Source organism: Alteromonas sp. M12, from assembly GCF_037478005.1.
Classification (GTDB): domain Bacteria; phylum Pseudomonadota; class Gammaproteobacteria; order Enterobacterales; family Alteromonadaceae; genus Aliiglaciecola; species Aliiglaciecola lipolytica_A.
The window spans coordinates 3,508,789-3,529,975 of sequence record NZ_CP144164.1; the positions used below are offsets into that span (position 1 = coordinate 3,508,789).

At 41.3% G+C, this 21,187-nt stretch carries 15 protein-coding genes; 3 read left to right on the forward strand and 12 right to left on the reverse strand.

From position 1 onward, the window contains the following. Window positions 1–6: 6 nt before the first annotated feature. Window positions 7–516: a prepilin-type N-terminal cleavage/methylation domain-containing protein gene (locus VUI23_RS15120; protein ID WP_216046378.1), complete on the forward strand. Its 510-nt coding sequence runs from the start codon at window positions 7–9 to the stop codon at window positions 514–516. 447 nt (window positions 517–963) lie between these two features. On the opposite strand, the gene VUI23_RS15125 is transcribed toward VUI23_RS15120, so the two are convergent. From VUI23_RS15125 to VUI23_RS15135, 3 genes are all read right to left on the reverse strand, one after another. Then, window positions 964–1,569: a cytochrome b/b6 domain-containing protein gene (locus tag VUI23_RS15125; protein WP_342804876.1), complete on the reverse strand. Its 606-nt coding sequence runs from the start codon at window positions 1,567–1,569 to the stop codon at window positions 964–966. A gap of 298 nt (window positions 1,570–1,867) precedes the next feature. Further along, window positions 1,868–2,506: an NAD(P)H-dependent oxidoreductase gene (locus VUI23_RS15130; protein WP_216046376.1), complete on the reverse strand. Its 639-nt coding sequence runs from the start codon at window positions 2,504–2,506 to the stop codon at window positions 1,868–1,870. Window positions 2,507–2,701: 195 nt separating this feature from the next. Then, a complete protein-coding gene (locus tag VUI23_RS15135) occupies window positions 2,702–3,625 on the reverse strand; it encodes a hypothetical protein (RefSeq protein WP_303502118.1) in 924 nt (307 codons plus the stop codon). Window positions 3,626–3,900: 275 nt separating this feature from the next. Here VUI23_RS15135 and VUI23_RS15140 point away from each other — a divergent pair, with 275 nt between their 5' ends. After that, the gene (locus VUI23_RS15140) at window positions 3,901–5,007 is read left to right on the forward strand and encodes a DUF2891 domain-containing protein (RefSeq protein WP_342804877.1); all 1,107 of its coding nucleotides are present in this window, start codon (window positions 3,901–3,903) and stop codon (window positions 5,005–5,007) included. A 39-nt stretch (window positions 5,008–5,046) separates the two neighbouring features. Here the strand turns inward: VUI23_RS15140 and VUI23_RS15145 are convergent, their stop codons facing one another. The 9 genes from VUI23_RS15145 to VUI23_RS15185 all read right to left on the reverse strand — a co-directional run bounded on the left by VUI23_RS15145 (window position 5,047) and on the right by VUI23_RS15185 (window position 17,875). After that, a complete protein-coding gene (locus VUI23_RS15145; RefSeq protein ID WP_342804878.1) occupies window positions 5,047–5,427 on the reverse strand; it encodes a glutathione S-transferase N-terminal domain-containing protein in 381 nt (126 codons plus the stop codon). Between the two features lie 280 nt (window positions 5,428–5,707). Continuing rightward, the gene (locus VUI23_RS15150) at window positions 5,708–7,558 is read right to left on the reverse strand and encodes a hydantoinase B/oxoprolinase family protein (protein ID WP_342804879.1); all 1,851 of its coding nucleotides are present in this window, start codon (window positions 7,556–7,558) and stop codon (window positions 5,708–5,710) included. A 12-nt stretch (window positions 7,559–7,570) separates the two neighbouring features. Then, complete coding sequence (locus VUI23_RS15155; RefSeq protein WP_342804880.1) at window positions 7,571–9,643, reverse strand: hydantoinase/oxoprolinase family protein; 2,073 nt, start codon at window positions 9,641–9,643, stop codon at window positions 7,571–7,573. Between the two features lie 61 nt (window positions 9,644–9,704). Further along, window positions 9,705–10,604 (reverse strand): hydroxymethylglutaryl-CoA lyase, encoded by a 900-nt coding sequence (locus VUI23_RS15160; RefSeq protein ID WP_216046370.1) that lies wholly within the window; start codon window positions 10,602–10,604, stop codon window positions 9,705–9,707. After that, entirely contained in the window at window positions 10,597–11,811 is a 1,215-nt protein-coding gene (locus tag VUI23_RS15165; protein ID WP_216046369.1) for a CoA transferase, read from the reverse strand. The genes VUI23_RS15160 and VUI23_RS15165 overlap by 8 nt, the downstream gene beginning before the upstream one ends. An 84-nt stretch (window positions 11,812–11,895) precedes the next feature. After that, window positions 11,896–14,472 (reverse strand): TonB-dependent receptor, encoded by a 2,577-nt coding sequence (locus VUI23_RS15170; protein ID WP_342804881.1) that lies wholly within the window; start codon window positions 14,470–14,472, stop codon window positions 11,896–11,898. Further along, window positions 14,465–16,339 carry a sigma 54-interacting transcriptional regulator gene (locus VUI23_RS15175; protein WP_252728674.1) on the reverse strand — a complete coding sequence of 625 codons (1,875 nt, stop codon included), beginning with the start codon at window positions 16,337–16,339 and terminating at the stop codon, window positions 14,465–14,467. The genes VUI23_RS15170 and VUI23_RS15175 overlap by 8 nt, the downstream gene beginning before the upstream one ends. A gap of 186 nt (window positions 16,340–16,525) precedes the next feature. Continuing rightward, entirely contained in the window at window positions 16,526–16,915 is a 390-nt protein-coding gene (locus VUI23_RS15180) for a VOC family protein (protein ID WP_216046367.1), read from the reverse strand. 57 nt (window positions 16,916–16,972) lie between these two features. After that, complete coding sequence (locus VUI23_RS15185; protein ID WP_303571379.1) at window positions 16,973–17,875, reverse strand: LytTR family DNA-binding domain-containing protein; 903 nt, start codon at window positions 17,873–17,875, stop codon at window positions 16,973–16,975. 793 nt (window positions 17,876–18,668) lie between these two features. Between VUI23_RS15185 and VUI23_RS15190 the strand changes: the two genes are divergently transcribed. Next, window positions 18,669–21,170 carry a TonB-dependent receptor gene (locus VUI23_RS15190; protein WP_342804882.1) on the forward strand — a complete coding sequence of 834 codons (2,502 nt, stop codon included), beginning with the start codon at window positions 18,669–18,671 and terminating at the stop codon, window positions 21,168–21,170. The last annotated feature ends 17 nt before the right edge of the window (window positions 21,171–21,187 follow it).

Genomic DNA, 21,187 nt, shown 5'->3' on the forward strand with positions numbered 1-21,187 from the left:
GTTGTAGTGAAATTAGAAAAAGCTAAGGGGTTTACCCTAATAGAGTTGATTATTGTAATAGTAATTCTTGGAATTTTGTCAGTGGTTGCAGCTCCCAAATTTATCAATTTGAGTTCGGATGCGAACAAAGCTGTTTTAGAAGGTATGGCAGGAACAGCAAGCGGAGCGGTAAACTTGGTTTATGCTAAAGCAATAATCCAAGGTGTTGTTAACGACGCCGAGGGCAATGTTGATCTTGACGGTGACGGCGTGGACGATATTTCTACCGTTTATGGATTTCCAAGTGCAAACCGAACAACCGGCATTGCTAACGCACTTCAGTTAAATGATGAATGGGCTTATGGTGACACCTTTGGCGGTGGACAATTCTTCGTTTCCCCTTCAAGAATTGTTGGGTTCAGTGGGATTACTAATAATAACATCCCCCTTAGAAGCCCGAATTGTTACCTCACCTATATTCCACCAGCGGGCGCAAACGAACTCCCAACTTATGATTTTGTTACATCTGGATGTTAATAAACTCAATAATGAATTAGATGCTGGAACATTAAAGCTGTTACTTAAAAGCCTTCAATCTTCCAGCAAGATCGTCTAATCCTTGTTTAAAATTTAGGATTTAAACAAAGAGCTTTCAAGGCAGTAAAGAAGATATTTAACCTATCGTCGGTTCTACCCAAGATTTACACTTATTTTTTAGTAAGCAGTTAGACAAATTAAGAGATACGCACCTATCTAAAGTGGCTACAGGTAGCAGTAATGCAGGCCAAACATGTGAGATAAGGTGGAATGGTAACTCGGTTAGATGTAAAGAGGCGAGACGGTTTCTGGCTGAAACTCAGCGAGAATTTGAACTTGGCTTTTGACAATAGACTTAGACACTATTTTACTCAAAAAGCAATAAACAGCCAGAATCAATTATTCTATTAAAAGCGATAAAATTAAGTGACTCTAACTCTTTTCATTTCAGCGGCCACCCGGCCACATTCGAAGTAAGATTTGCTCCTTTTCAACCAAGTGGTGCCATAGGCTCGCAAAGACATGAATGACCAGAATCACGCCGCCTGCAACAAGCAAATATCGGTGGGTTTTTCCAAAAAAGGAGTAACCGAACATACTGTTTATGTCTTGGATAGGAAGAATAGGAGGAATTACCCCATCCGTTGTAAAGAACCATATATGTGTTACGCCGTATTCAGCAGAATCCGCTAATACTGATAGCGCTGCCCATCCAGATAGCGGCACCAATAACAAAAGCGCATAAAGTAGTTCGTGTGTTAGTTTTGCTGAGCACTGTTTGAAACGACTAAAACCGGAAGGAAGCTGTGGAACAACCCCCATCAACCGCCAAGCTAATCTAAAAAAGACCAATAACAATAAAACAAAACCATTGGTATGATGAATTTGTGCGATGACGTCATGAAAAGAATTCACGTCTGGGTATTTCAAAGCAAACCCATAAGTTGCTGACATCAAAAAACCTGAAGCAACTTCAACAATGATTAGCAGCAACACTACCCAATGTAATGATTTTGAAACGCTCCCCCATGACGTTATTGTATTTTGTAACATGTTAAGCCTCTATAAAAATAAAATGAAATTCGCAATTATTGATTTGTTGCTCATTACGTGAAGTATTAAAAGGGCTTCATTGGTTTGACGTGCAACTTAAATTGCACTTGATATAACAACTTACCCGAGGTTATATCATCTTTTAAGAGAGAAAAAGTCTATCGTATTTTCGCCAACAGTTATCTTTTTCGTGAAAACTATTCGCGCTGCGCGAACGACTTTCAGATAATCAAAAAAAATGCAGAATTATCTATTAAATAACTCTGCACTTTGTAGCACTTAAAAAAGTTTAAGGTAATTAGTCAATTTCAGTGACGAAATCCTGCTTAGGCCGACGAATTTTCTTCAGGTTTTTAAGCCAGTCGCCCTCTTCTGCACGATAACCCAAAGGCAATAATACTACCGAGCGCAATCCGCGTTCAGTCAAACCTAAAATTTCATCCACTTTTTCAGGTACAAAACCTTCCATAGGAGTACTATCAACTCCCTCTTCAGCGGCAGCAACTAAAGCTGTACCAAGACCGATATATGCTTGGCGAGCTGCGTGTTGAAAATTGATCTCTGGATCTCTTGGCGGATAAGTAGCCAAAATCATTTTACGGTAGTTTTCCCAGCCTTCATTGATAATGCCACGTTCTTCATTGACTAAATCGAACATATGATTAATGCGCTCTTCGGTATAATTGTCCCAGGCCGCAAATACTAAAAGGTGAGAACAGTCAGAGATTTGTGTCTGATTAAACGCGTGGGGTACAATTTGATCACGCAAATCTTGATTTTTTACGACAATGACTTCATAGGGTTGCAGACCACTTGAGGTAGCCGTTAAACGTATAGCTTCAAGAATCCGTTCTACTTTATCTTCGGCGACCGCTTTGCTCGCGTCCATCTTTTTTGTTGCATAGCGCCAATTTAACTTTTCTACCAAATTCGACATCGGTTACTCCATAATTATTCTACTTGCGAGTCCTAAAAGTGAGGCCGTTTTCGGTAATTTCAATCTATCAGAAGAGGAATTATAGAAGAGTAAAGGTTGAGGTTATTATTTTCTTTCGATTAGATGCTATAAACAAGTAAAAAGCCAACCTAATTAAGTTGGCATGAAAGTCATTTTTGAACAGAGTCTTTATAATCAGTTGGGCGAAAATGATAATGGCTGACTATCCGGCATTGGAACTAACAAATTTATTTCCCAATCAACCTTAAACATCAAATCGCAACTGCTGTCCCATAGTGGATTTTCATCTTCGATAATAATCTCTCCCTCCAACGTACCTGAAGCTTTTTCCTGTTCACCACTTAAATAGTATGAGAGACCATTCCGATAACCCAAACTTCCTCTATCATTGTACCATCGGTCGAACTCAACAAAATAAAAGCGAATTTGCGGAGTCGTTGTTCTATGCGGGTTTTCAGGTTCAGTTACGGTAAACACTTGGCTTATTTGACTATCGGGAACTCGATAGGTTGGTATCGCGAAGATGAAATCATCGGACGGATGCCATTCCCACTCTTTTAAAAGCTCACCACCTTCGAACTGGCTGATGGTAAATTCATTAAACCCACCGCCGTCGCATTTATTTTTAAGACCTACAGTGAGTTGGTAATAATTGAGTCGATAACTCGGTTCAATTCTTATATCTGCCGCGGTGGAATCGAGCAGACCGTTGAAATCAATGGTTTTAACAACCACTACATAGTCCGTGGGCGCTGGCACCAAGAGCCCCTCAGCGTACATATGTTCCACATAGGTAACATCATATCTATGAAAAAACTCGTAAGTTCCTGCTTGCAAGCCATTATCTCCATCAAATGCAGAGATTTCGAAATGGCTAGCGTAACCTACGTTAAGACGACTTGTCTGTCCATCACCCCATTCAACTTCTATATGATGAGTTTGCCGATCAGTTACGATAACGGCTCTGCCGACAACACTATCTGATGTGACTGACAGATTCACAATCCTGTGTTTATTGCACTGCTTAGGTTTTAATTTAATTGCGGTTTGATTGAAAATATTGTTGGATACTAATTTATTTACGTCATCTGTAATCATAACTTTTCTGCTCCATGAATAAAAAGTAGTACGCACTTACGAAAATGAAAAAACCTCCTTGGTTTGAAGTAAGCCGACATCAGCATTGACTAAAGTTGCGTTTGCAATTTCTTGCAGCATTAAGTGTAGTCTAAGATAGGGAATAAATAGAGTTGGACGGCGCAACTTCCGCAAATAAGGTCAAAAAAACAATACAACGCTATCCCGTTGCAGAGAATACTCATAGCAGTTAGACTCAAGCTTCCTGCTACCATTTCAATTAATGAAAATTACCTATGAAAATCAAAGCGATATATTTTTTGTTTGGCATTTATTGCAGTGCTGCGGTAAGCGCACCGAGTACAAATACCATCGAGCCAAGCAAAGCCGAAGTTATTGACCGGTTTGCCGAACTTGCCCTCGAGTGTGTACATAAAGAATATCCTAATATCATCAAACATATGATGACCAATGATGAAGATGTAAAGACACCCAAGCGACTTTATCCGGCATTTTATGGTTGTTTTGATTGGCATTCCTCAGTACATGGGCACTGGTTACTGACCCGTATTGCTAGCCAATACCCAGACTCAACTCATTACCAAAGTATAATGGCAAGCCTGAATCAAAGTTTCACCCAACAAAATTTAGCAGCAGAGTTGGCGTATTTCAATCGTGCGGATACGGGCACCAGTTTTGAGCGCCCCTATGGACTTGCTTGGTTTTTGCAGCTAACCACCGAATTGCGTGAATGGGATAATCCAAAAGCCAAACACTGGTTAAATATATTAACTCCTCTAGAAAACAAAATAGTGGCCAACGTAAGCGATTGGTTGCCTAAGCTCTCATTTCCTATCCGTGTTGGCGAGCATAGCCAAACTGCATTTGCGTTCGGGCTCATGTTGGACTGGAGCGCGACGGCCAAAAATAATGAGTTTAGTGAGTTATTGAAGGCGAACATTACCCGTTTATACATCAATGATGTCAATTGTCCCCTAGCGTATGAACCATCAGGACAAGATTTTCTCTCCCCATGCATTGCTGAGGCAGACTTAATGCGACGGGTGTTACCCACTGAGCAATATGCAAAATGGTTATCGGCGTTTTTGCCCATCATCCCCAACAATGGCAATGCGAAATGGTTAGATGTAGCCACAGTGGTGGATAAAAGTGATGGCAAACTCGCTCACCTAGATGGTTTGAATTTAAGCAGAGCATGGATGTTAGAAGGTATAGCATCTGCTTTAAACGTTGATGATCCTCGCAGAGCGTCTATTCTAAATGCAGCAAAAGCCCATAAAAAATCAGGTATCGACTCAGTCATACACGACATGCATTACATGGGGAGTCACTGGCTAGGGAGTTTCGCGACTTACTTAGAAACCGAACGAGGAATACGTTAGAACAAGGCTTTCAATTTGTGAAAGCCTTAATCGTTAAGGTTAACTAACCGAACCAAAGCGTTGCTCTAAGTAACCAATAATATCGTTGCTTTCATACATCCAAGTATCTTTGCCGTCTTGTGAAATACGCAAACATGGCACTTTGGTTTTACCACCTTGTTGTTCAAGTTCAGTTCGAAATTCACTCCCTTTGCTGGCATTGCGCGTTTCAATAGGCAAATTCAAGCGATGCAATGCTCGGCGGGTTTTAATGCAAAAAGGACAAGCAAAAAACTGGTACAAAGCCATAGACTGAATTTCTTGCTCTACTTGTTGCTGAGCTTGCGCGCTGCGCTTTTGTTTTCGTGGTCGAGTGATGATGTCAACTAGGGCAATGATACAGCCCAGAAAATTGCGAACGAAATTGACTAAAAAAGACATAATATATTTACTACCCTTAAAAATGAGGCCGTATTATAAACCCATAACAACATAAATTCCGCTGTGAATTACGAACATTTTAATATTAGCTATGCTGTGATTTTTGGACGATAAATGAAGGTTAATAGCGGTTATGCTTGTTAGCTTTGTTAACAATACAAAGTTAAATTTCACGTCAGTTGGAATCTAAAAAAATAAATGTGGTCGGTTAGTATTCCGACCACATTTAGGCAATTTCAGAGAACCCATAACTCGCTGTTATGGGTTAGTTTGAGTCTGCTTAAAACTCAGGGGTTTGTGGTGCAGGCAAGTTAGTTTCTTGCAAACTACGAGCTTTAATATCGGCAATATCGCCACCGAAATCAAACAGACTCACATCGCCACGCTCTGCGGCCATTTTGGTACGTAAATCAGCTGTAGCCTGAACATTAATTGTCAGATCGTTATCGATTACAACGCCATATCCCAACGCACCTTCAATAGTGACTAGCGAACGCTTTATGTCATCTAACACTAACTGAGGTTCACGAAGAAGTGGGTCTCCCCAACCGCCGCCGCCCCATGTATTAAAGTAAAGGATATCGCCTTTTTTCACTTCAATACCTTCACATTTTGCTGGCAAAGTTTCTTCTGTACCATCAGCGCGATTTAGTAACTTAGTCGAGCGCATACCTGGCGCTCCACCATTTACACCCCAAGGGTAGGTTAACCAACGATCATCATGAATTGCAATTTGGCCATCATTTAGGAAACGATAACCCACTGATAATCCATTACCACCGCGATGCAGACCTACACCACCTGAATCAGGTATGGTTTCGTATGCTTCTACCCGCAATGGGAAATACGCTTCAATGAACTCATTCGGCACGTTGGTAAAGCCTGGCCATAAAGAATGACCGTCAGGGCCATCACCGGCAGGGCGTCCAGGAATACCACCAAAACCAATTTGAAACAGTTGGAACCACTCGCCTTTATCATCGTAACCAGAATAAAATAAATGGGGAGAATCTGAAAAGCCCGCCGCATTCATCGCTTCAGGTGCACCTTGTCCTAACAAGCCGCCCATGACATCAAAAATTCTGCCCAATGCATGGGTTCTGCCCGACAATGCTGCCGGATAATTAGGTTTCAACAAGCTACCTTGAGGAATACGCACATCCACAAGATCGTAGAAACCATCGTTGAACAATATTTGCGGATCCACTAAGTTAATGGTGAATGAGCCGAAAAACATTTTGAACATATCTTCATTGAGATAGAAGTTAATCGAACTTTTTGCTTGCGGATCAGTACCGTCAAAATCAAATATAGCCTTGTCACCTTCACGCCACATTTTACAACGAATTTTATATGGTCCTTTACCCACGCCGTCATCACATAAATAATCTTCAAACACACGAGGTTCTTCAGGTACCAACATATTAATGATGGCAGACATAGCAGTATGGTTACGCTCTAACATCACTTCCATAGTGGAATAAAACACGTCATCGCCAAAACGGTCGGCAATTTCAATCACTCGTTTTGATGCCGTGTTACAGGCAGCTACTAACGCGTTTAAATCAAATCGGTTCCATTGCGGGGTACGCACATTATGCAAAATAAGTTCAAGTATATCGGTTTGCAACACACCTTTTTTATACAGTTTTGTAGGTGGTATACGTATCCCTTCTTGGAAGATGGATTCGGCTTTAATTGGAATTGAACCCGGTACCATACCGCCGTTATCGGACATATGCCCAAACATGGCAGACCATGCTATGTGGCGTCCTTCACGGAAAATAGGCACAAGTACTAACCAATCAGGTAAGTGAGATACGGCAGCGTTACACATGTAAGGATCATTGGTGAGTAACACATCTCCTTCTTCCATTTGACCGGTGAAGGCTTCCATAAATCCATGGATAAATGAGCCAAACTGACCTACTACCATCTTGCCATCTCTATTAGCGATCATAGGGAAGCAATCACCTTGCTCGCGGATCCCTGGACTCATTGCCGTTCTAAATAAAACTGCATCCATTTCTTCGCGGGCATTTTTCAATGCATTTTCAATAATATCAACGGTAACCGTATCTGCTTCAACACGTTTAAGAGGAGCGCTATTGGTTTCAATAATTTTATTCATGATAAACTCCTACTACTTATTCTTGGTGTTAACAGGGTTAATTAACAAGTTACCAACTGAATCTACTGTGGCAACGTAACCAGGCAAAATCACGGTTGTCGAATCCATTTCACCTACAATGCAAGGTCCTGGCACTTTTAGGCCTACGCCCATCTTTGCACGTTCATAAATGGCCGCATCATGATATTGACCATCATGATAAATCTTAGTGTCGGCGATTTTGCAATCCACCAGCGCTGTAGTACCTGTAATCTGCTTACTTTCAGGCAACGCCGTAGAAGAAGCCGAGACGATAGCTCTTACCATTACAATTTCATGGCCATCATCAAGAGCAAAGGTAAACAATTGAGTATGTTCTTCGTCAAAGCGGTCGATTAATAGATTCAAACCCTGAGCTTCGAAATCAGCTTTTGAACATTCAATAGATAATTGGAAAGCTTGACCGGTATAGCGCACATCAGCCTGCAACGTAACGTCTAACTCGTCTTTACCAATACCATCAGCAATCAGAGTTGATGCGGCTTTATCGGTTAACTCTTCAAATAGTTTTGTTAATGACGCCTTATCGGTATCTTTAATAAGCGTAACAAAGGTTTTTGACGCTTCATCTTTTACCACTGTAGTGGCATCACCGTAAGCACATAATACGCCTGGACCAGGAGGAATAATGGTTGGCCAAGAATCGGTTAGAATGCCCAGTGCGTTAGCATGAAGGGGACCGGCACCACCAAAGCCAACTAGCGCGAAATCTCTTGGATCAAAACCTTGCTCGACCGAAACTAAACGTAACGCACCGAACATGGCTTCGTTGGCAATGCGGATGATACCTTCAGCGGCTTCTTCAACAGATATCTCCATTGCATCAGCCACTTTTTTAACCGCTGCAACAGCCGCGGACTTATCAATTGCCATTTTTCCGCCAAGTTGCACGTCAGAAGGCAAATACCCCAGCACGACGTTGGCATCACACACTGTTGGCTCCACACCGCCTTTCATATAAGCAGCAGGGCCTGGTTTAGCACCGGCAGACTCTGGACCTACACGTAATGCTTTGGTTAATTCAGGAACAAAGGCTAAAGAGCCGCCCCCAGCACCAACCGTACGCACATCAACCGAAGGAGCTCTTACAACCACATCACCTACTCGTGTTTCCCGTCTAATTCGAGCTTTGGAGTTTTGAATTAGCGCGACATCCGTTGAAGTTCCGCCCATATCAAAGGTCAGAATGTTGTCGTAACCTGCTGCAGAGGCAAAGTGAATAGCACCTGAAACACCACCAGCGGGGCCACTCATCAATAGATTTACTGGGTTATCCGCAGCAGCGTTAGCCGAGGCCAATCCACCATCTGAACGAAGAATCGATAAATGCAGATCTTCACCCATGGTTTTATGCAATGAAGCTTGCAAATTATCAACATATCGAGCCACTTCAGGTCTAACGTAAGAGTTCACGACCGTGGTTTCTGTACGCTCATATTCTTGCATTTCTGGCACGATATCACTGGAAATACTAATAGGAACATCAGTAAACACGGTAGCGGCTATTTCTTTAGCGCGTTTTTCGTGGTCACCATTTACGTATGCGTTAATAAAACAAATGGTAAGCGCTTCAACTTCACCAGTAGCTTTTAGTTTACGTAAATCTTCAAGTAATGCATTTTCATCCAACTCAACAGATGTTGAACCATCAGCATCCATCCGTTCATTTGCTTCAATAGTCAGCTCTAACGGTGCTAATAATGGTTTTTTAACAAAGCTTACCCAACCACCTAATCCGCCAGGACAAAAAGATCGAGCAACTTGCAATACCTGCTTGTATCCGCGGGTTGTGACTAGACCTACTTTGGCACCTTTACCGGTAAGAACGGCATTGGTTGCAACCGTAGTACCGTGCATAACACGGTTTATTTGTTTAGGATCAATACCGGATTCTTCACAAATTCGAGCGATACCGTTTAATACGCCAACTGATGAATCATGTGGTGTAGAGGGAACTTTCGCAGTGTGAGTTTCACCGTTGCTTTCGTTGATTAGCAAAAGGTCTGTAAAAGTACCTCCTACATCAACACCTAATCGATAACTCATAACGTTTTCCTTTTTCAAATTCTTGTTTTAAATATTTTTATTTAAGGTTTTATTATTATTTTTATGCAGGATGCTTTTTACGCAACCACGTCTTTGCATTACCGCCTTTGGCGGTTTCCGTTAACTCTACGGCTAGATCTGAAGCAGCTAATAAGGTTGGCATATCAATACCTGTCTCATAGCCCATTTGCTCGCACATCATTACCACATCTTCTGTTGCCACATTACCACTGGCGCCGGGGGCGAATGGACAACCACCTAAACCAGCAATTGAAGCGTCAAATCTTCTTACGCCTGCGGTTAAAGCGGCGTATACATTAGCTAAGCCCATCGCGCGAGTATCATGAAAATGGCAGGCTATTTTGTCCTCACCGAACTTTTCAATAAGTGGCAGCATCAATTCAACAACGCCTTGAGGATCCGCTGCACCTATAGTGTCAGCAATAACCAAGCGCGATGCGCCCATATTGATTAACTTTTCAGCTAAGTCGATAACTTGCTCAACAGGAATAATGCCTTCAAAAGGACATTCCCAAGCAGTTGCTAAATAAACCTGTAATTCAACATCAGTGCCTTTACCTGCTTCGATAACTTGCTCAATCATGCTCAGAGTTTGCTGGTTATCCATACGAATATTTTTTTCGTTCATGGTGTTCGATGCAGCCATTACTAAGGACGCCAATTTGATCTGATTTTTTTGCGCCAGCTCAAACCCTTTCATATTGGGAATTAGCGCAGAAAAGTGACAATCTGCTTTTGGCAGTTGTTGACAGATTTCATCGGTTCCAGCCATAGCTGGTACGGCTTTTGGCGATACAAACGCCCCCACTTCAACACCATCTAGGCGCGCATCTGTAAGAACCTGTATAAGTTGCAAGCGTTGTTGCGGAGTTAGCACCTTGGCTTGGTTTTGAATGCCATCACGAGGGCCAACATCGTTAATGTAGACTCGATTACTCATTACCAGCCCCTTTAATTGCACCACTTTGAACAAGTGAATCGATGCGTTCTTGAGACATATGTAGCAACTCTGTCAAAACCGACTGGGTATCTTGACCAAGAACAGGGGCAGGCGAAAAAGACTCCTCATCAGTACGTGAGAATTTGATAGGGTTACCCGGCCCTTTAGTACTTTTTCCATCAGGATGTTTTAACTCAACGACCATGTTGCGATGCAATACTTGCTCATCGCTTAATGCTTGCGACAAGTTATTCACTGGCGCACAAGGAATACGCTTGGCTTCCAACTGTTCAATCCAATAAGCCGAGGTATTTTGACTTAAAATCTCGTTTAATTTTGCATTGATGAAGTCTCTGTCTGCCCATCGACCTGGCTGTCCGTCATATTTGCTGTCGTCAAACTCAGGGCACTTAACCACTTCATTTAGGTTTTTCCAGAAATTGTCAGTGATCACTGCAATAACCACGAAACCATCAGAGGTTTGAAAGGTATTGTAAGGAACATGAACAAAATGCGAATTTCCAATTGGGTATGGGTTCTCACCAGATAAAAAGTGCATGGTGGCCATGTAATTAAGCATTGAAATTTGGCAATCCAGCATGGAAATATCCACATCTTGCCCTTTACCGCTAGTTGCCCGTTCAATAATGGCTGATTGAATTCCCATTACCGCAAACATGCCACCGCCTAAGTCGCCAATGGGTATACCAGCTCTTACTGGGTTTGTCTGATCGGTGCCAGTGATTGACATACCGCCACCCATAGCTTGAGCAACTTGGTCAAAAGCAGGACGTTTAAATTTAGGGCCGCTGCTACCAAAGCCAGTAATGCTACAAGTGATAATGCGAGGATTAATTTTACTTAGTGTGTTGTAATCAATACCCAGGCGGTCAGGAACGCCAGCGCCAAAGTTGTTCACCACAACATCTGACTCTTTCACTAATTCATAAAAGACTTGTTTGCCTTCTTCACTTTTCAAATCGATACAAATACTTTGTTTATTGCGATTTAATGTAATGTAGTAAGCCCCCATTCCATCTAACGAATTTTTCGGATCGCTGGCTAATAGCTTGCGAGTTCCTTCCCCTTGTAGAGGTTCGACCTTAATCGTTTCTGCACCTAAATCAGCCAATAACATAGCGCAATACGGCCCTGATAACATATGTGTTAGATCGATTACACGTATACCAGAAAGCGGCTTGTTCATTCTTTTCTCCAATTTATTTTTGTGTCCTGAAAGTAGACGAGTCACGGCACTGTAGGGTGCCATCACCCGTCACTTGAAATGTGCTTAAAAGTTATAAGCGAATTCAACGCCATACTCAGCAAGCGCTGAAGGGTGGATAAAAGATCCGCCAAATTCAGGTGCTGGAATGACTTCTTGTAAATATTCTTCGTCGGTGATGTTTTTGCCGTAAATCGCTAGTGTCCAGTTATCAGCTTCTAGAGCAATGCGCGCATTTACAGTGAAAAATGAATCACGTTTAGCATTATTGAAGTTTTGTGAATGAGGGCCCGGTGGAACACCGCCACCTAAGGTGCCGAAAAAGTCCCAAATTGTAGGCGTTTCTTCACCTTGTAAGGTGTGGAAATAGGTTTCACCTGTGTATTGATAATCCACTCGAGTGGTTACCCAAAACTCATCGTTGATAGGCTTCTCATAGCTAAAGCCTAAGGTATAGGTTGTATCAGGTGACTGCGGCGCTTTGTTGCCAACAGTGATTGGACGACTGCGGTTTTCTTTGATTTCTGAATCAAGTAAACCAAGCCCTGCAAACACTTTAAAGCTCTCGGTAATATCCGCGGTTACATCAAGTTCAAAACCTTGAATTTCAAGCTCATCAATAGTACTCACAGCACGCAACAAACCAAAAGGTCCGGCGAAAAACTCGAAAAACTGATTGTCTTCAACGTTGGTTTTGAACACCGCTGCATTCAAGCGAACCTTGTTATCCAGCAATTTAGATTTGATGCCCAACTCTATATTAGTGGTAACTTCTTTATCGTAATCATCCGTTACCAATAATTGTGCATCCACTGCATCACCAGGGTTACCAGTACCTGAGCTGTTGAACCAAAAATCTAAAGTGGCTTGGGTACCCAGTGAATTAAAACCACCACTTCTGAAGCCGACCCCGTAACTGGCATACGAATTAACGTTATCGGATAATTCATAACTTAAAGTAACTTTGGGTTGGAATTGGGCAAATGAGCGACTGCGGTCTGGAATACCATCTGGGTTACCAATTAGTCCAGGGTTAATTAGTCCAACTTCGCCATCAACAATAGTATTAATGTTAAGGCCAGACGCGGTCACATATGGCACGTTGTTAGATACTGTTCTGTCTTCATGGTCGTAACGCAAGGCAACAGATACTTCTAGTTTTTCGGAAACGTCATATTCCACTTGACCAAACGCAGACAAGACCGATGTGTCATAAGTATCATCGAACAATAAATCGGTCGGATTAGGCCCAGATGCAGGCACATAGGATTGACGCAAGAACCCTTGGCCTTGATCAGCACCATAGGCGACCACTACATCACGGTCAATTTCAGCGAAATACAGACCGGCAATCCAGCGTAAATCAGCACTGTCGTCATCAGAGGTAACTCTTAACTCACCACTGAAATCGGATTGACTGCGCTCTTGATATTGGTATCCATCACACGAACTAGGTGTGTATGGTCCATACACGCCAGTGAATTCCACGCCGGGAGGAAAGATGCCGAAGGGTGCGAAAAATTCACCAAACAAATCGGTTCTATCAGCACCACCTAACGCAGTTGGCGTGTTATTCAGGGTGGCACGATCAGTTTGACACTGAGGTGTTAACTCATAGCCATAAAAGGAAGCGCTGGTGCCATCTGATAATAATGTTTCTTCAAGATCGTTATACGACAACACACCGGTAACATCGTAACCGTCTAAATCCCAATCAGCTTTAATCGAAAGTTCAGTGCTGTCTTGCTCGTTTTCACCTGGTACGTTGAAGGCAAAAATGAAGTCATGATCATTAACGTCGGCATTGTAGGCGGGCTGATTAAATGCCTCTACAAATGAAGGTAAAGCAAACACAGCATTAAAGTTAATAGCACCACCTTTAACACTAGAAACGCCGGCTCTCATATCAAGCGTAAGATCTTCACTCACATCCCACATTAAGCGCCCTTTAAGGGTGGTATCTTCTAGAAAATCTACCGAGTCTTCACCGGTGAAGATGTTCTCGTAATGGCCATCAATGGTATTATAACTGGCGGTAATTCGTCCTCTGACTGTTTCACTTAGACCACCGCTAATAATACCATTTATACGCTGGGCGCCAGCATTACCAACCGCCACTTTAACGCTACCTTCAAGCTCATCGCTAGGCAAAGTGGTGGTGACTAGAATCGCACCAGCAACCGCATTACGTCCATACAATGCCCCTTGTGGGCCTTTCAAAATTTCGATTTGGGCAATATCAAGCAGCTCTCCGTTAAAGCCGTTTGGATTGGTCATCAACACCCCATCTACCACGTAAGCAAAGGTTGATTCAGCATCTCGGGTGGAGACAATACCGCGGATATTAACCTGTGTGTCACCTACGTTTGCCGTGTCGACAATATTCACGTTGGGCACAAGCGAGATAAAATCACCGGGACGCTCGATCCCCGCAGTTTCGATATCTCTGGCGGATAATGCACTCACAGCGATAGGTACTTGTTGTAAGCTCTCTGGACGTTTTCGCGAAATACTGATTAACTCAATAGTCTCTTCTTCAGCTTGGCTATCTTGCGCAAGGGCACCACCGGCAAAAGTAGTTGAACTTGCTAACATTGATATCGCTATAGCATTACCTAACTTATTTCGGGTAAATCTAAGCATGTTGTGTTCCCTCTTGGTTATTTTTATTATTACGTTTCAATCTTCGCCACAAGGTGGTTTGGCTAATTCCTAAGTACTGAGCAACCAGTTCCTTATTCCCGTTAAATTTCATCATTGCCTGGTTTAGCAATTCCTGCTCATTTTTTGCGATTGCGCCAGTTTGTTCGGTCCCACTTAGCTCAAATAGCTCGGGAGCTAGCTCAATCAATAATTGCGACACTCGCTTACTGGTCACATCTTGAAATGCTGAGCAATAAACTAATAAGCGCTCAACAATATTTTCCAGTTCTCGGATATTTCCTGGCCAATCATAAGTGGTAAAGATGGGCGTTAATTGCTGGGTTAAGCGCTGAATAACATCATCGCTCAAGCTACCAAAATTAAGAGTTGTCAGTTTATTTTTGGTGATATTTTCAATATCATCCCGACGTTCTTTTAAAGAGGGAACATTGATGCTTAAAACATTTAGGCGATAATATAAATCGTCTCTGAATAAGCCTTGTTTCACTTGTGTGGCCAAAGGTCGGTTGGTGGCAGCAATGACTTTGAGGTTAACTTTAAATTCTTTTTGAGAGCCAATGGGCCGATAGGTTTTTTCTTGAATAACGCGCAGTAATTTGGCTTGTTGAGGTAAGGTTAACTCACCCACCTCATCTAAAAATAACACGCCATTTTCCGCTTCATATAGCAAACCGTGTTTGCCGCCGCGCTTAGAACCGGTAAATGCGCCTTCCACGTAGCCAAAAAGCTCACCTTCAAACAACTCACTGGGCATTGCTGCGCAGTTAATTGCGACAAAACGTCCATCGGCAAACTGACTTTTCTGGTGAATACGCTTAGCTATCATTTCCTTACCAGTACCGGACTCTCCAATAATCAACACATGACTGGGAGAATTCGCATACAGGTCAGTTCGTTCAATCAAATCCGTCATCACTTTGGATTTGTAAATCAGCGGTTGCTCAAGGGATTGGTTTTTCTTAGGTGACAGTATTTGCGGTGTTTGGGCATAAAATTGGTAGATATCAAACTGACTATTGGTCATCATGATGGTGTCTTTATGAAACCACCAATCAGTTTCATTTAACCGGCACTTACCGTCCGACACATCAGCAAATTGACTGCTATGCAACAAATCTGAAATCTCTTGTTTGTTATTCGAGTCAATTGCAAATTCTGTTTTTGCAATGGCATTGGACGTCAAAACATCAGTATAGTTATCCACCACTAAAATCGGGGTTTTGGAGTCTTCACTTAACCATTTATAAATAACTTTTGCATGCATTGAATCCCGTTGCTTGCGGCCAAGGATAACCGCCTCTTTCAAGACTGCACGACAGGATTCTTTAGAATAAATTAAGAATGACTTAATGTTGTCTAATAACGCCAAACCACATACCAAACTGGCACCCACCACCACATTATCGGAGGTTAAATGTGCCAATTGATACATTTGTTTAGCATCTTCAGCTGTTTCGTATTGATGACGAGTGATGTTTATTGAAGTGCTTGTGTTTAACAGGCTAACTAAACTGCTGTAGTCATCGTAGGTAATAAGATGGATATCTTTACTCACCTTTGATGCTTTTAAAACAGCACTAACGATATCTGACTCTGTCACGGGGATAGACAAGACAGGTACATCTAAGGTTGTTTTTAAGTAAGCCGAATTGCTGCCTGCACTTATAACTAAGTCAGGTTTGAAAACATGAATATGAGTGTTAGCTTCATGAATAGTGCCAATAATCGCATCTACGACTTTGCATTCGGCATGCTCTTCAAACTCTTCTAATACACTACTAACCAACTGGCTAAATTCTTTATGGCCAAAGATTAGAATGCGAATTTTTTGACTTTGCTTTATCAATTTGTTGCAACCTGAAAGTAAAAATTGTTAGCAAATTAACATAGCACGGTTCATGCCAAAAACAATGAAATTTAAAAAACCTTAAATATCAACACTTTAATTTAAAACCCAATTTCACTTTCAGGTTGAAAATTTCAAATTGAAATAAAAAATATCACTTTGAAATAAAATCATTCATTTTGAAATTCAACTTTTCGGTGTTTCAGTCAATTGTAAAATAGCCCCGAATTTATCGTGATCTGCAAGATCGCAGATTGACCATTGTTGCAGACCCGTTCTTTTTTCCAGATTGTTCAATTCGAGTTTTTGTAGTGACTCATCAATTGATTCTGTGGCAAATGAAAGCAAAAAAATACCTTCACCTTTGTTTGCCAATATATCCGCCACTACCCCTTCGTTGCTCAAAGGCTGTACCAAAACCAACAGGCTTTCACCGACCTTAAAGCGAGCTGTTTTAACCAGCCTTTGAGGTAATTCTTCAATCGTCGCTGATTGAGTTAACAATGTTTGGAAGTAGCTAACCGATTTGTCTAAATCTGCGACAACAAAATTTATATGATGAATATGAGTGATCAAAATGTACTCTCCTGATTAGCGGCTATAAGCAAGCAGCGTTGAGTAAAATATTGTCTATCAAATAAATTGCGCGTGCCCTGATGTATCAAATCTTGCTTTAACTGCATGTCTGAATGATCGACTGACGGGTATAACTCTGCCGTTAGACAGTTTTATCGAAGCGCTGTGCCCTTGTTCTCGATAGCTACTTGCTGCGTCAGAACTAATCCAATACGAGCGATGAGTTTGAAATCCGTCCTGCCCAAACATTTCGCCAATTGCGTCTTTAAAACGAATATAAATTAGCTCTTCTTTTGAACCCAGAACCACCCGTGTGTAGTGATCCTCTGCTATCAAGGCTAAAATTCTTTGCTGATGGGGGGCTGGCAGTCGACTTTGCAGTCGGGGCAATTGATCGACCATAATGAAATCAGTTTGCTCATCATTAACAGTGTTCAGTAGCCAATTTCGAAAGCGTTTTACCTTCGAGCTGTCCGCGGAATAATTAAATCTGCTGACACCCAGTACAAATAAATAAAAATAATTAGCAGCAACCCATAAGCTAACTCCAAGTAACCAATTGGAGATCGTGACGACTATATCCAAATATCGAGAAGTGCTTTTTAGAACATGTCCTTCTTGAACAAAATCGCCCACTAGAAAATCTCTAAAATGACTAGCTGGAATCCAAAGAGCAATACCAATGGCAAATCCAAGTATGAGAACAGCTAAGAAGGGAGCTCCTAATGGTTTTAAAAATAAAGCCACCAATTTGCTACCTATCGCTAAAAACTGCCATGACAAAAGGGTTGAAACTAGCCAGTAAACTAAGTGGCCTTCAATGCCAACAAGGGGTTCAGTACCAGATTGAGATAGTGCAAAAAACAAACCTAACCCCAAAGGAATACCAATATAAAACGAAAGAATTGTTCGATCTTGTATTGCCAAGGAAATAGATTGCCATACTTTTTTAAACATCATTAGTACCCAGCGCCCTTATCATTATAAAACAGCTAGATTCATCGTTTTATAATATGTATAAAACAAACAATTGAATGCAACAACTTGCGCTGCGCGAATAGCACTCACGGAATAAGTGCTGATTAATTGGCACAATCTAATGCCACTTTTTCTCATTTTGTTTTCAATGTAAAACTATTATCTAACTGAAAAATATCGACAATATGGACATCCGTGTTTAAAGATCAATTGCCTAAAATTTCCCTATTTACATTTTTCAAGAGGAAGGTAAGTTGTCGCAAATATCTCGTAAATTTATTTACTACAACAAACAAAGCACTGTTCATGCCAAAATCCAAAATTATTTAAATCAATTAAAAATCAAAAAGTTAATAATAATATTCGATATCCGCTCAGTCTCAATATTTCATAGTGAACAATTTATGTTCACTTTGAAAAATAATATGTTGTTAATTCCCTAGTGTAAATTCCCTAGTTTCATGCGAGTTTGATTAACTGATAACTACCTATTACTGAAACTATTTTATCCCTTGATGCAATACCACAGATTTCTCAATCACGCACAATAGCCTTGCAATATAAAACCCATTATCATATCTTTATAACATTATTGTTTGCATTTTTCACACAACTAACACAAAAAGTTGGTCTGCAATTCGCGAAGCGCGAATGGTATTCACGAAATAAAGCCACCTTTTACGAAAACATAGTAGACCTAAATTCAGCTTATCCTACATATTGTTTGTGGAAACATCACAGCCAATCAATAGACTAATTACATCAAAGGATAACCATGAACAAAAAACTATTAAGTGTCTTTGTTTTGATGAATATGAGCGGGACAGGCGTATCAGAAAATAACTTTTTTTCTGCTGCCTATGCCCAAGAGAAAACAAATGTAAACGAAAAAGAAGATATAGAACGGATTGACGTTGTATCTTCTCGAAAACGCGATGAGTGGATCCTCGACGTACCACTAGCTGTCCAATCATTTTCTGCAGAAGATATTGAAAAGGCCGGTATTGGTAATTTAGAAGATTTAACCTTGTTTGCGCCAGGATTAGATTTCAAAGATCAAGGTGGCAACTTTGCTGGACGATTATTACCGGCAATACGCTTTCGAGGCCTTACCTCAGAAAGTTCATTACCATCAAACCAAGTTGGATCACTGTTTGTAGATGGTGTATATGTGCTTGGTGGCGCACAATCAATAGGCTTTGAAGATATTGAGCGAGTGGAGGTTATTCGCGGCCCACAATCAGCCCACTTTGGCCGTTCAACATTTGGTGGAGCGATCAACTATATTACCAAAGATCCATCTGGAGAGTTTGGTGGAAAATTCAATGCTGCATATAGCCCTAACTTTGGTTCTAGCAATATTTCATTTTCTGTACATGGTTCCTTAATAGAGGATGTGTTAGCCGCAAGCTTAACCGGTTCAGGATTTAAAAATGGATCGGCTTACACGGCAAATGACGGTGGTACATTAGGTGAACAAACCACAAACGCTGCGCATTTATCTCTTTTATATACTCCAACAGAAGATTTAAAAATTAAATTTCGAGCATCCTATGTAGAAGATGAAGATACCGCCCCCGCCGCCACAGCTATTCAATTTAGTGAATTTAGTAACTGCGAAGCAGGTACTCCTGTAACGGTTCTTAACGGAGACGGTATTGCCACTGAAACGACCTTAGGTGGAAACTTGTGGTGTGGCGCTTTACCTGAGATTTCCGACGGTGTGGTTGTTTCTCGTAACACCACCTTTCCGATATTCGAAGATGGTGGAGCCTTTTTGCCAGAGGTAGACATTCGAGACTTAATGGTAGGGAATAGTCGTGGTGTACAAGATATTGAAGATGCCCCTTACCTTGACCATTTTGGATTACGTCGCCAAATGACAAGACTTGCCGCTAGCTTCGAATATGTCATAAATGACGAGTTTGATTTGGATGGTAACATTTCTTATAACGATCAAGATTTAATGGGTATTCGCGACGGTGACAACTCTGATGGACAATCAGTGTATATCGGCACGCCATCGTTCTTCGAAGACTTTTCAAGTGAAATACGCTTAAGCTACGATGCTGGCGGCAAGTTTAGAGCCTTGATGGGTATTAATTATTATAAACAAGAAATCCACGCCGCTTTTTCAAATGGTGTTGAGGCAACCAATTCAATTCTGTTCGATACGGCTGCAACGCCATTTGAAGTTCGAATAGTTGGTGCACAAAACTCAACTCCTAACGATGATGAAATCAAGACCCTAGGTATTTTTGGTTCATTTGATTACTACTTTACAGAAAACTTAGGTTTAACCCTTGAAGGACGTTGGCAGAACGATGAAGTCACCCGCTTCGGTGGCACATTTGGCGAACCAATTGCGACCGGAAAACTAACATCTAAAGAATTCCTACCTCGTGCAATTTTCAAATGGAATCCAACTGACAACATGATGACCTATGCAAGTTATTCAAAAGGTACCTTACCGGGTCAGTTCAACAGTTCCTTTGTTGCCTTAGATCCTGAAGATAAAGCCATAGTGCAAGCTGAAAATCCGGGTTTACAAGACGAGGTACCACCTGAATATCTAGATAGTTACGAAATTGGAGTTAAACAATCATTAATGGAAGGCAAACTAAGCTATTCAACCGCTTTGTATTCGATGATTTGGGAAAATATGAAATCAAGCATATCCTTTTTACCGCCTGGCGCTACTGGCTTTCAAAGTGGATTTGTATCTGGAGAATCAAAGATTAAAGGGGTGGAGTTTGAAGGCGGCTATGCAGTCAGCAAGAACTTTGATATCTCTCTTACAGCAAATTATACCGATGCTAAATATGAAGACTATTCATTAACCGGTCTTACACCTCTATTTAATTTAACCACAGCAGATGGATTTAAAGTTGATGGTAATACCCTTCCTCGTTTTCCAAAATGGAGTGGTAGCCTGTCTGGTACTTATACCAATACTTTAGAGTTAGCCACAGACTGGGATTGGTATACACGTGTAGATATTTTATACAACGGTAAAACCTATACTGATTCATATAACCTAACTTGGGTAGACGCATATCAAAAAGTGAACTTAAAAGTTGGTTTCACACGTGATGATCTTTCAATTGAGCTATATGCCGATAATTTACTAGATGAAGATGGTTGGGTAACAGGCGCAGGTTTAGCATTCTTCGGTGAAGTACCTGTTAAAATTTCAACATTAAATACGCTCCGAGCTGTGCACGTTTCTGCTATGCAGCCAAGAGAGCTAGGCGTTAGGTTATCACTAGCGTTTTAAATATTAACTGTAATTGA